Origin of the sequence: Comamonas aquatilis (assembly GCF_965139575.1) — a bacterium.
Lineage (GTDB): Bacteria > Pseudomonadota > Gammaproteobacteria > Burkholderiales > Burkholderiaceae_C > Comamonas > Comamonas aquatilis.
In genome coordinates this window covers 1-12540 of record NZ_CBCSIW010000023.1, presented here as the reverse complement: position 1 = coordinate 12540, position 12540 = coordinate 1, and the positions used below count along the sequence as shown (strand labels likewise).

Annotated in this window: 10 protein-coding genes; 9 read left to right on the top strand and 1 reads right to left on the bottom strand. The window is 59.9% G+C overall.

The window, feature by feature from the left end; genetic code table 11:
- Positions 1-62 precede the first annotated feature (62 nt).
- The gene (locus tag ACNAZA_RS19375; protein WP_415798147.1) at positions 63-596 is read left to right on the top strand and encodes an LPS-assembly lipoprotein LptE; all 534 of its coding nucleotides are present in this window, start codon (positions 63-65) and stop codon (positions 594-596) included.
- A 40-nt stretch (positions 597-636) separates the two neighbouring features.
- Positions 637-1689 carry a DNA polymerase III subunit delta gene (holA, locus tag ACNAZA_RS19370; RefSeq protein WP_415798146.1) on the top strand — a complete coding sequence of 351 codons (1053 nt, stop codon included), beginning with the start codon at positions 637-639 and terminating at the stop codon, positions 1687-1689.
- A 2-nt stretch (positions 1690-1691) separates the two neighbouring features.
- Here the strand turns inward: holA and ACNAZA_RS19365 are convergent, their stop codons facing one another.
- Positions 1692-1985, bottom strand: coding sequence for a hypothetical protein (locus ACNAZA_RS19365; protein ID WP_415798145.1), 294 nt, complete (start codon positions 1983-1985; stop codon positions 1692-1694).
- A gap of 125 nt (positions 1986-2110) precedes the next feature.
- On the opposite strand from ACNAZA_RS19365, the gene ACNAZA_RS19360 reads away from it, so the two are divergent.
- The 7 genes from ACNAZA_RS19360 (at position 2111) to gshB (ending at position 12084) form a co-directional block, all read left to right on the top strand.
- On the top strand, positions 2111-3391 hold the full coding sequence (locus ACNAZA_RS19360; RefSeq protein ID WP_415798144.1) for a glutamate-5-semialdehyde dehydrogenase: 1281 nt from the start codon (positions 2111-2113) through the stop codon (positions 3389-3391).
- A gap of 86 nt (positions 3392-3477) precedes the next feature.
- Positions 3478-4935 carry a Trk system potassium transporter TrkA gene (gene trkA / locus ACNAZA_RS19355; RefSeq protein WP_415798143.1) on the top strand — a complete coding sequence of 486 codons (1458 nt, stop codon included), beginning with the start codon at positions 3478-3480 and terminating at the stop codon, positions 4933-4935.
- A gap of 9 nt (positions 4936-4944) precedes the next feature.
- On the top strand, positions 4945-6411 hold the full coding sequence (locus ACNAZA_RS19350) for a TrkH family potassium uptake protein (RefSeq protein WP_415798142.1): 1467 nt from the start codon (positions 4945-4947) through the stop codon (positions 6409-6411).
- A gap of 89 nt (positions 6412-6500) precedes the next feature.
- The gene (gene gshA, locus ACNAZA_RS19345; RefSeq protein ID WP_415798141.1) at positions 6501-7796 is read left to right on the top strand and encodes a glutamate--cysteine ligase; all 1296 of its coding nucleotides are present in this window, start codon (positions 6501-6503) and stop codon (positions 7794-7796) included.
- A gap of 76 nt (positions 7797-7872) precedes the next feature.
- Positions 7873-9741, top strand: coding sequence for a potassium transporter Kup (locus tag ACNAZA_RS19340; protein ID WP_415798140.1), 1869 nt, complete (start codon positions 7873-7875; stop codon positions 9739-9741).
- 137 nt (positions 9742-9878) lie between these two features.
- Positions 9879-11060, top strand: coding sequence for a benzoate/H(+) symporter BenE family transporter (locus ACNAZA_RS19335; protein WP_415798139.1), 1182 nt, complete (start codon positions 9879-9881; stop codon positions 11058-11060).
- 76 nt (positions 11061-11136) lie between these two features.
- A complete protein-coding gene (gene gshB / locus ACNAZA_RS19330; protein WP_415798138.1) occupies positions 11137-12084 on the top strand; it encodes a glutathione synthase in 948 nt (315 codons plus the stop codon).
- The last annotated feature ends 456 nt before the right edge of the window (positions 12085-12540 follow it).

Below are 12540 nucleotides of genomic sequence, written 5' to 3'. Positions count from 1 at the left end.
TGAGGCCATGCCCTGCCGGCACACTGTGGTGCGGCAGGGCATTTTGATAGCAAGGACAGTTGATGCAAAAACGTACGCTGCTGGCCGCCATGGCCTTGTCTCCCCTGCTGGGAGCTTGCGGCTTTCGCCTGCGGGGTGTGCCCAATTTCGTGTTCAGCTCGATCTACATCCAGGCCGGGCGCGGTGCGCCCGTGGGCCGCGATCTGATGCGCAATCTGGAGTCGTCCAGCGACAAACTCACCGTGCTCAAGGACCCGGCCTCGCCCGACCAGGCCGATGTGATCTGCCAGATCATCAGCGAGCTGCAAGAGCGTGTGATCGTGGGCTCGAACGTGGCCGGCCAGGTGCGTGAAGTGCAGCTGCGCCTGATCGTCACCTTCTCGTTGCGCACGCCAGGCGGCGACGAGCTGATCCCGCCCACCCAGATTCGCCAACAGCGCGACGTAACCTATAACGAGACCAATGCATCGTCCAAGGCGGCGGAAGAAGTGATGCTGACCAACGATATGCGCAAGGACATCGTGCAGCAGCTGATTCGCCGTCTCTCGGCCGTTAAAAGCCTGAACCCATCTGATTTGATAGCTAGAGACGCTTGATTGGCGGTCTCTGATAGCTTTTTTGACTAGAAATTCACCCATGCAACTTGCCTTGAACCAGCTCCAAGCCCATTTGGCCAAGGGCCTGCGTTCGCTCTATGTCTTGCATGGGGATGAGCCGTTGCAGCAGCAGGAAGCCGCAGACGCGATTCGCGCTGCGGCGCGTGCCCAAGGGTTTACCGAGCGCAGCAGCTACACCGTGGCCGGCGCCCACTTTGACTGGAGTGCGGTGCTGGCGGCGGGCGGTTCGCTGTCGCTGTTTGCCGACAAGCAGATTCTGGAAGTGCGCATTCCCAGCGGCAAGCCGGGCAAGGACGGCAGCACGGCCTTGCAGCAGCTGGCCAGCAGTGCCCAGGGTAATGACAGCACGCTGACCCTCATCACCTTGCCGCGTCTGGACAAGGCCACCAAAACGGGGGCTTGGTTTGCTGCGCTTGATGGCGTGGGTGTCTCCATTCAGGTGGAGCCCATAGAGCGGGCCATGCTACCCAACTGGATTGCGCAGCGTCTGGCTGCCCAGGGCCAGCGTGTGGCCGCCGGCGAGGAAGGCCAGCGCACGCTGCAGTTCTTTGCCGACCGGGTGGAAGGCAATCTGCTGGCCGCGCACCAGGAAATCCAGAAGCTGGCGCTGTTGCATCCCCAGGACGAGCTGGGCTTTGAGCCGGTCGAGCAAGCCGTGCTCAATGTGGCACGCTATGACGTGTTCAAGCTGTCGGAAGCCGTGCTCTCGGGCCAGGTGGCGCGCAGCATGCGCATGCTGGACGGCCTGCAGGCGGAAGGCGAGGCCGAGGTGCTGGTGCACTGGTCGCTGGCCGAGGATATTCGCAATATCAAGCGCGTCAAGGACGCCATGGCTGCCGGCAAGCCCCTGCCCATGGCGCTGCGCGAAAACCGTATCTGGGGCCCCAAGGAGCGCTTGTTCGAGCGCCTGCTGCCGCGAATCTCGGAGGCCCAGGCCGCCCATTTGCTGCAATCGGCGCATATCGTGGACGGCATTGTCAAAGGCCTGCCCAGCAAGGACTGGCCGCGCGATGGCTGGCAGGCCCTGCGGCAACTGGCCATGCAGCTGGCAAGCGCCGGGCGTGCCGCCTGAGTTCAGGCCGCCGGTCGATCCAGCTGGGCCTGCGCTTTTTCGCCCCAGAGCGTGAGGTTGTCCAGCAAGTCCTTCTGGCTGAAGGAGCAGCTTTCTTCGGTGAACAAGGCACTGGATTCCAGCCTGTCCAGCAGGTTGAGCAGCACTTGGGCATAGCGGTCGGGCAGTGCTTGCAGCAGTGCCGTCGCGGCGCGGGCCTGCTGGCCCAGGGCGGCCGGGCTCATTTGCTGCAGGGCCAGTTGCTCAAAACCAGAGCGCAGTTGCTGCAGCTGCTGGGTGGCTTGCATGGTGTTCATGGAGGTCTCCGAAGTTGGCTGAAGTGTAGAAGCCCGGCATCCGCCGCCAGTCCGATTTCTGCTGCAAAAAGCGGCTGTTCAGGGTTTATCTGGGCAAAGCCGTCCATCTAGGCGAAAATTGCACCATGAACGCGCTCAACACCGTCGAATACATGCATCACCTTGGCGCACAGGCAAAGCAGGCCTCTGCGTTGATGGCTCGTGCGTCTGCAGCTACTAAAAACAAAGCACTCAAGGCCCTGGCCCGTCTGCTGCGCGAGCACATGGAGCCGCTGCAGATCGATAACGCCAAGGATCTGGAGCGTGCCGTGGCCAATGGTTTGTCGGATCCCATGGTGGATAGACTGCGCCTGACGCCCAAGGTGCTGGAAACCTGCGCCCTGGGTTGCGAGCAACTGGCGGCCATGCCCGAGGTGATTGGCGAGATCGTCGGCCTCAAGCAGCAGCCCACCGGTATCCGTGTGGGCCAGATGCGTGTACCTCTGGGTGTGTTCGGCATGATTTACGAGAGCCGCCCCAATGTGACGATTGAAGCGGCCAGCCTGTCCATCAAGAGCGGCAATGCCTGCATCTTGCGCGGCGGCTCCGAAGCCATTGACTCCAACAAGGCGCTGGCCAAGCTGGTAGTCCAGGCCATGGCTGAGGCCGGCCTGCCCGAGCAGGGTGTGCAACTGGTGGAAACCACGGACCGCGATGCCGTGGGCCAGCTGATCGCCATGCCCGACTATGTGGATGTGATCATTCCCCGAGGCGGCAAAGGCCTGATCGAGCGCATCAGCCGCGAAGCCAAGGTGCCCGTCATCAAGCACCTGGACGGCAACTGCCACACCTATGTGGACCAGCCTTGCGACATCGCCATGGCCGTGAAGGTGGCGGACAACGCCAAGACCCACAAATACAGCCCCTGCAATGCCAGCGAGAGCCTGCTGGTTGCGCGTGGCGTGGCGGCTGAATTCCTGCCCCTGATTGGTGCCGTCTATGCGGCCAAGGGCGTGGAAATGCGCTGCGACCCCCAGGCGCTGGCGATTCTCCAAAGCGTCAAGGATGCCAAACTCGCTGAGGCGGTAGAGCAGGACTGGTACGAGGAATATCTGGCACCCATCATCAGCATCAAGCTGGTCGATGGCGTGGATGAGGCGATTGCCCACATCAACAAATATTCCAGCCACCACACCGAGGCGATTTTGACCACCGATCACCAGCATGCGCAGAAGTTTCTGCGCGAGGTGGACTCGGCCAGCGTCATGGTCAATGCCAGCACGCGCTTTGCCGACGGCTTCGAGTACGGGCTAGGGGCCGAGATCGGCATCAGCACCGACAAGTTCCATGCGCGCGGTCCGGTGGGCATCGAGGGGCTGACCTCGCTCAAATACGTGGTGCTGGGCGACGGCGAGGTGCGCAACTAGCCTCGGGCTGCCGCGCAGGCCAGGCGATGGCTGTGCGGCAGGTCGCAGACATGATCGCCACTGCTTGGATCCAACAAAACAACATCATGAAAATCATTATTTTGGGTGCCGGGCGTGTGGGCCAGAGCGTGGCCGAGAGCTTGGTTTCCGAGCAAAACGGCATCACCGTCATCGATACCGATGCCCGTGCCGTGCGTGAGCTGGAAGCCCGTTATGACTTGCGTGGCGTGGTGGGCAACGGCATAGACCCCCGGGTGCTGGCCGAGGCCGGGGCCAAGGACACCGATCTGCTGATTGCCTGCGCTTCCATGGACGAGACCAATCTGGTCTGCTGCAAGATCGCCCAGGCCGTGTTCGAGATTCCCACCCGGATTGCGCGCGTGCGCTCTTCGGGCTTTGTCTCGCATGATCCGGTGCTGGGCAAGGACGGCTTTGCCGTGGATCGCATCATCTGCCCCGAAGAGTCGGTCACCAACTACATACGCAAGCTCATCGAGTATCCCGAGGCCATGCAGGTGCGTGCTTTTGCCGGCGGCCTCGCGGCCCTGGCTTCCGTGCGTGCCCGCGCCGGTGCGCCTGCGGTGGGTCTGCAGATCGGCCAGGTACGGGAGCGCATGCCGGATCTGGCCATGCGCATCGTGGCCATTTACCGGCGCTTCATGGATGAGCCCGACCGTTTTGTGCGCTGCGACGGCTCCACGCGTATCGAGCCCGGCGACGAGGTCTTTATCCTGGCAGCTACCGAACATGTGCCGCAGGCGCTGCGTGCCATTCACAGCCCGCAAGGCCGTGAGGCGCGCCCCGTATACCGCATCATGATGGCGGGCGGCGGTCAGGTCAGCTTGCGGCTGGCCCAGAAACTGTCGCAAATTCCGGGGCGCTTTCACGTCAAGATTGTGGAAAACAGCGAGAGGCAATGCATGTCTCTGGCTTCGGTGCTGCCCGCCGAGGTGCTGGTGCTGGAAGGCGATGCCACGGACGAGGATGTGCTGGAAGAAGAGGGCATCGAGGAGGTGGATCTGTTTCTGGCGCTCACCGATGACGATGAGGACAACATCATGTCCAGCCTGCTGGCCAAGCGCATGGGTGCGCGCCGAGTGCTCTCGCTCATCAACCGCCGCGCCTATGCCGATCTGATGCACGGCACGCAGATCGATATTGCGCTGTCGCCTGCGCAGGCCATGCTGGGCGAGTTGCTGGCCTATGTGCGCCGTGGCGATGTACAGGCCGTACACAGCTTGCGCCGCGGCGTGGCCGAAGCGCTGGAGATCGTGGCGCGCGGCGACCGGAAAAGCTCGCGCGTCGTAGGTCGCAAGGTGGAAGACCTGAGCCTGCCCGAGGATGTGCATATAGGCCTCATCGTGCGCGGCATTCCTGCAGGCAAGTCCTCCGATGAAAAGCAGAGTGAAGTAACGACCGAGGTCATCATTCCGCGCAGTCATACCGTGATCGAAAGCGGGGATCACGTGGTGTTTTTCCTGCCCAACAAGCGGCTGGTGCGCAATGTGGAAAATCTGTTCCGCGTGAGCGCAACTTTCTTCTAGGCTGCCCAGATGCGAGATTTGCTTCCCGTTCTGCGCGTGCTGGGCATGCTGATGGTGATGTTCGCCCTGTCCATGCTGCTGCCGTTTGGCGTGTCCTGGTTCACCCAGGATGGCATCTGGCGCATCTACCCCTGGGCCATGGGTATCACCATGGCGGCGGGGCTGCTGCTGTGGGGCGGTCTGCATCGCCACAAACAGGACTTGCAGCCGCGCCATGGTGTGATCCTGGTCACCCTGGTGTGGGTGGTCTTGCCGCTGTGCGCCATGCTGCCGCTGATGCTGGGCCTGATGCATATCGGCATCCAGATCAGCTTTACCCATGCGTATTTCGAAGCGGTATCGGGCCTGACCACGGCGGGGGCGACGATTCTGACCGGCCTGGACCAGCTACCGGTGTCCATCAATATCTGGCGCACCTTTTTGCAATGGGTGGGCGGCATGGGCATTCTGATTCTGGCCGTGGCCATTTTGCCGCTGCTGGGTGTAGGGGGGGCGCAGCTGTTCAGGGCTGAAGCTGCCGGCCCCGTCAAAGACACGAAGCTGACGCCGCGCATCACGGAAACGGCCAAGGGCTTGTGGGGCGTGTATGCCAGCTTCTCCATTGCCTGTGCCCTGGCGTTCTGGGCTGCAGGCATGACGCCGCTGGATGCGTTGATGCACATGTTCTCCACGGTGAGCCTGGGCGGACTGTCTTCGCATGATGCGAGCTTTGCCTATTTCGACTCGCCGCTGCTGGAGTTCATTGCCCTCATCTTCATGCTGCTGGCCAGTTGCAACTTTGCCCTGTACTTTGTGGCCTTGCGTAAAGGGCGGTTCGATGCCTTCTGGCGCGACCCCGAGGCCAAGGCCACCATCTATGTGCTGGTGGGCGCCGGTTTGTTCGCTGCCGCGCTGTTGTGGATCAAAGGCGTTTACGGGCCGCTGGATGCCTTGCGCTACGGCATGTTCCATACCGTGTCGGTCGCTTCCACCACGGGCTATTCCACTACCGACTATCTGGCATGGCCGGTGTTCCTGCCGGTGCTGCTGCTGCTGCTGTCGGGGGTTGCCACCAGTGCCGGTTCCACCGGTGGCGGTATCAAAATGGTTCGCATGCTGATACTTGTCAAACAGGCCCGACGCGAGATGACCCGCCTAGTTCATCCGCGCGCGGTGCAGCCTGTGCGCCTGGGCAGTGCGGTCGTCGACAACCACATGATTTTCTCGGTGCTGGCCTATATGCTGGTCTACGGTGGCACGGTCATCGTATTGAGCATGATCTTGTTGCTGACCGATCTGGACCCCGTTACCGCCTTTTCGGCGGCGCTGGCCAGTGTGCATTGCCTGGGGCCGGGGCTGGGTGCGATCGGCCCGGTGTCCAACTACACGGTGTTGACGGATTTTCAGATGTGGGTATGTACTCTGGGCATGTTGTTGGGACGCCTAGAGATATTGAGTTTCATGGCTTTGCTGTCCCCTGCGTTCTGGCGTCGTTAGCGTGAAACCTAGGGTAAACACCATCTTCTCGCGCAAAACCCTACAATTGCCACCCACCAGCCACCCACCATCGTCTCCTAAGGGTCTTTATGGTTCCACATCTTGTCACGGCTCTGACCGGCCCCATTAATGAGCTTGAGCAGCGCATTCTCGACTCCATGCCTGCGATTGAGCGCTGGTTCCGCCTGGAGTGGATGGAGCACACGCCGCCCTTCTATTGCTCGGTGGATATTCGCAATGCGGGTTTCAAGCTGGCGCCGGTAGACACCAACCTCTTTCCCGGAGGCTGGAACAACCTGACGGATGAAATGCTGCCGCTGGCCGTACAGGCTGCGATGGCTGCTATCGAAAAGATATGCCCTGAAGCACGCAATCTGCTCATCATCCCCGAGAACCACACACGCAACACCCACTATCTGGCCAGCGTGCTACAGCTCAAGCGCATTTTCTCGATGGCGGGCCTGAATGTCCGGATTGGCTCCATCAGCCCCGAAATCAAGAAGACCTTGTCCATCACGCTGCCGCATGGCGACGAGATCAAGCTGGAGCCGGTGATCCGCAGCAAGCGCCGCCTGGGTCTCAAGGATTTCGACCCCTGTACCATCTTGCTCAACAACGACCTTTCCACCGGCGTGCCCGGCATCATCGAGGAGTTGTACGAGCAATACCTGCTGCCGCCCCTGCACGCGGGCTGGAATGTGCGTCGCAAGAGCCGTCACTTCCAGAGCTACGAAGAAGTGGGCAAGCGCTTTGGCAAGCTGCTGGGCATCGACCCTTGGCTGATCAACCCCTTGTTCGGTCATGTGAACAACATCGACTTTGCCGACGGCGTAGGCATGGATGCCCTGGCAGAGCAGGTGGATGTCGTTCTTTCCAAGGTGCGCCGCAAGTACAAGGAATACGGCATCAAGGAAAAACCGTTTGCCGTGGTCAAGGCCGACAACGGCACCTATGGCATGGGCGTGATGACGGTGCGCGATGCCAAGGAACTGGCGGATTTGCCGCGCAAAAGCCGCAACAAGATGGGGCTCATCAAGGACGGGCAGACCGTGCACGATGTCATCGTGCAAGAAGGTGTGCTGACCCAGGAGCGCATGCACAACGCCGTGGCCGAGCCCGTGGTCTACATGATGGATCGCTATGTGGTGGGCGGCTTCTACCGCATGCACCCCGAGCGGGATGTGGATGAGAACCTCAACGCGCCTGGCGCCGGTTATGTGCCGCTGGCCTTCCAGCAGAGCAACCACCTGCCTCAGGCCGGTGTGCGCCCGGGTGCCAGCGCCCCCAATCGCTTTTACATGTATGGCGTGGTGGCGCGTCTGGCCATGCTGGCGGCCAGTTACGAGCTGGAAGCGACCAATCCTGACGCCGAAATTTACGACTGATGAAGCTTTGCGCCCACAAGCGCACAATTCTGAAACGCTGAAACTGGTGACTGCCTTACGAGTCGCTCCCTGACCTGTGCAAAATTCGAAATCCTCACTGCCCGCCCTTACCCTGGGCGCAATTGGCGTTGTCTATGGAGACATAGGCACCAGTGTTTTGTACTCGGTCAAGGAGGTGTTCGGCTCGGGCTATGTGCCCTTCACGCCGGCCAACGTCTATGGCGTGCTGTCGGTGCTGTTCTGGACGCTGACCGTCATCGTTTCGCTCAAATATGTGACGCTGGTGCTGCGGGCCGACAACAACGGCGAAGGCGGACTGGTGGCCATGCTGGCCCTGGCCTCGCAAACCGTGAAAGACAAGCCGCGCCTGAGTAGCGCCTTGTTTCTGGTGGGCATGTTCGGCACCTCGCTGTTTTATGGTGATGGCGTCATCACCCCGGCCATCTCCGTGCTCTCGGCCGTGGAGGGTTTGGAGGTCATCTCTCCGCACTTCACCAAGGCCGTGATTCCGCTGACTCTGGTGATTTTGTTTCTGCTGTTTGTGGTGCAAAAGCGCGGAACCGCAGGCATTGGCAAGTTCTTTGGCCCGATTACGTTGATCTGGTTTTTCTGCATCGCATCGCTGGGTGTGCATCAGATCGTCGGTCACCCCGAAATTCTGGCGGCGCTCAGTCCGTATTACGCGGTTGCCTTTATCTGGAACAACCCAGGCACCAGTTTCATCATTTTGGGTTCGGTGGTGTTGTGCGTGACAGGTGCCGAGGCGCTGTATGCCGACCTGGGGCACTTTGGCAAAAAGCCGATTCGTCTGGCCTGGTTCAGCGTGGCCATGCCGGCGCTGACCTTGAACTACTTTGGTCAGGGCGCGCTGCTGCTGGCCAATCCGGATGCGGTCAAGAACCCGTTTTTCATGATGGCACCGGGCTGGGCGCTGCTGCCGCTGGTCATCATGGCCACCATGGCCACCGTGATCGCTTCGCAGGCGCTGATCACGGGCGCCTTCAGTGTGACGCGCCAAGTCATCCAACTGGGCTACTTCCCCCGTTTTGAGGTGCGGCACACCAGTGTCAAGGAGACCGGGCAGATCTATATGCCACTGGTCAACTGGGGCCTGTTTGTGGCGATCGCGCTGGCCGTGGTGCTGTTTCGCAGCAGCGGCAATCTGGCAGCAGCCTACGGTATCGCGGTCACGTTGGACATGCTGATCACCACCATGCTGACCTTCTTCGTGATCCGTTACCGCTGGAAGTACCCGCTGGCCCTGTGTCTGTTGGCCACGGGCTTCTTCTTTGTGGTGGACCTGGCTTTCTTTGCTTCCAATCTGCTCAAGCTGTTCGAGGGCGGCTGGTTCCCGCTGCTCATAGGCGGTACCATCTTCACCCTGATGATGACCTGGCGCCGTGGTCGCGAGGCACTGCACAAAAAATTGCAAGCCGATGCCTTGAATCTGCGTGATTTCCTGGAGTCCGCCTGGCGTCATCCGCCCACACGCGTGCCGGGCACTGCCGTCTTTCTGTCTGGAGAGCCGGGTACCGTGCCCAATGCCTTGCTGCACAACCTCAAGCACAACAAGGTGTTGCATGAGAGAAACATCTTTGTGACGGTGCGCAACCACGAAGTGCCCTGGGTCGGTTTGGACAAGCGGGTGGAGGCGGAGGCGCTGGGCGGCGATTGTTGGGAGGTCATTATTCACTATGGTTTCAAGAATGAGCCTGATGTGCCGGCGGCCCTGGCCTTGTTGCGTACCCGGGGTTGCAAGTTCGAGACCATGGAGACTAGCTACTTCCTCTCGCGCGATCTGATCATTCCGCGCATGAACAACTCCATGGCGCACTGGCGCGAGAAGCTTTTTGCCCAGATGCACAAGAATGCCAGTCGGGTTTCTGATTTTCTGCACCTTCCCAGCAATGCCGTGGTGGAGCTGGGTTCCAAGATCGAACTCTAGAAATTCAAGTCAAATCATGCTCTTTGGCTTATTTATCAAGTGTGAAAAGCTATTGATTCAGGAGTAATGGCGGTCTTCGTGATTCCAGGTCGCTCAGGCGGTAGAGCTTCTGGCGAGTCAGATGCCAGAATGCGCAGATGCGCTTTTTCAAAGACTTGAGCCCTGCCGCATTGGCTGCGGGCTTTGTGGCGGTGCTGGTGGGCTTTACCAGCTCGGTGGCCCTGGTGTTTCAGGCGGCTCAGGCTTTCCATGCCACGCCCGAGCAAATCACTTCGTGGATCTGGGCCCTGGGTCTGGGCATGGGGCTGTGCTCGCTTGTGCCCTCGCTTGTTTTGCGCATGCCGGTGATGGTGGCGTGGTCCACGCCCGGAGCCGCTGTGTTGGCCACTGCAGGGCTGGCCGGCGGTTTTTCCATGCACGAGGCGGTAGGGGCCTTTATCGCCTGCGCAGCGCTGATCATGCTGGCCGGGCTCACGGGCTGGTTCGAGCGCATCATGAACCGTATCCCCATGGAGATCGCAGCTGCCCTGTTGGCCGGTGTGCTCGCCAAATTCGGCATGCAGGCTTTTTCCGCGGCCGAGACCAACCTCCCGTTGGTGCTGGTCATGCTGTTGTCCTATCTGTTCTCGCGCAGGCTGGCGCCTCGCTATGCGGTCATCATCACTTTGGCAGCCGGTATGGCGTGGGCGGCACTGCGCGGGCAAATGCAATGGTCTGCCGTGCACGCAGGTTTTGCCGTTCCGGTCTATACCGCTCCGCATTTCTCGCTGGCGGCCTTTGTCAGTCTGGCTCTGCCGCTGTTCGTGGTCACCATGGCTTCGCAAAATCTGCCGGGTGTGGCGGTGATCCGTGCCACGGGTTACCCCATTCCGGTCTCGCGCATCATCAGCATGACGGGTTTTGCCACCCTGGTGCTGGCGCCGTTTGGTGCCTACGCTCTCAATCTGAGTGCTATCACGGCGGCCATCTGCATGGGGCCCGAGGCGCATGAGGACAAATCCAAGCGCTATACCGCTGCGGCGGTCTGCGGCCTGCTCTATATCGTGTTGGGTATTTTTGGAGCCGTGGTGACGGGCTTGCTGACGGCCTTCCCCAAGGAATTGGTGGCCTGTATTGCCGGCCTGGCCCTGCTGGGCTCCATCGGCGGTGGAATGGCCACGGCTTTCAAGGAAGAACAACACCGCGAGGCGGCTCTCATCACCTTTTTGGTGACGCTCAGCGGTGTCGTCGTTGCGGGCATTGGCTCTGCCTTCTGGGGCGTGGTCGCCGGTAGCGTGGCCTTGTGCATTCAGCATGCGCGCCGCCGTGTCGCAAGCTGATTTCCGTCGCTTTGTGCTGTTATGCCAAGCCGGGCATCATGCTTGGCAAGCCTCTTGTTCAGATTGAGTCATCACCATGCAAATACTGTTTGTCGCCGATCCCCTGGAATCCTTTGTGATCTACAAGGACTCCACTTTCGCCATGATGCGCGAAGCGCAGCGACGCGGTCACCAGATCGTGGCCTGCCATCCCGAAGACATTTCATGGCAAAGCGGCGGCAAGGTGCAAGCCAAAATGCGCTTCATCACGCTCACAGGTGACAAAAACCATTGGTTCGAGGAGACGGCGACCGAGATCAAGGCTCTGGCGGATCTGGATGCCGTCATCATGCGCAAGGATCCTCCGTTTGATTCGGAGTTTTTCTATGCAACCCATATGCTGGGCCAAGCCGAGCGGGAGGGTGCCAAGGTTTTCAACAAACCCAGCGCCTTGCGTGAACATCCGGAAAAGCTGGCCATCATGGAGTTTGCGCAGTTCATTTCGCCAACTCTGGTGACTCGCAATGCCCAGGACATCCGTGCCTTTCATGCGGAGCACAAGGATGTCATTCTCAAGCCTCTGGATGGCATGGGTGGCATGGGTATCTTCCGCGTGGGTGAAGATGGTCGCAACCTGGGTAGCATCATCGAAACCCTGAACCATGGCGGCGCCACCAGTGTCATGGTGCAGAAATTCCTGCCCGACATCGTGCATGGCGACAAGCGTGTGCTCATCATCGGCGGCAAGCCTGTTCCCTATTGCCTAGCCCGTATCCCTCAAGGCAATGAGGTGCGCGGCAATCTGGCAGCAGGCGGCAAAGGCGTGGCTCAAGCACTTGGCGAGCAGGACAAGGCGATTGCCGAACATATTGGTGAGCTGTTGGTCAAGCGAGGACTGCTGCTCATCGGTCTGGACATCATTGGTCACAATGTCACGGAGATCAATGTGACCAGTCCCACGTGCTTCCAGGAGATCTTTGATCAGACGGGCTGCGATGTGGCGGCTCTGTTTGTGGATGCTCTGGAGCAGGCTGCCAAGGCATAGTCTTATAGAAAGCAAGAGAGGGCAGGCAAGCCTGCCCTCTCTTGCTTTGGCTTTTCTCGTGCTGGTTCATTCACGAGTTGTCAGATGGTGAAGAATCTGTGTAGAATGCAAGGCTGCACTGAGCGAAACGCAAGATTCGCTAGTCCCCAAGAGATTGAGAAGTCTTCCTCTTGTTGGCGAAAATGGTGCTACAATGCAAGGCTTCGCTGATCACAGCAAGCAAAGAAATGAAAGCCGGTTTAGATTGGTTTTTGTTCTCGGATCCTTAACAAGATACAGCCGATAAGCGTGGGCGTTTGATGGCAAGCAGCCAAGTTCTTTAGAACTAAATCAAACGCTCATGGAAATAGAAGTGAAGTTCACTTCAATTCCGTTTTTATGAGTGAGTCGCAAGACTTTAAATTCAAGATCGAACTATAGAGTTTGATCCTGGCTCAGATTGAACGCTGGCGGCAT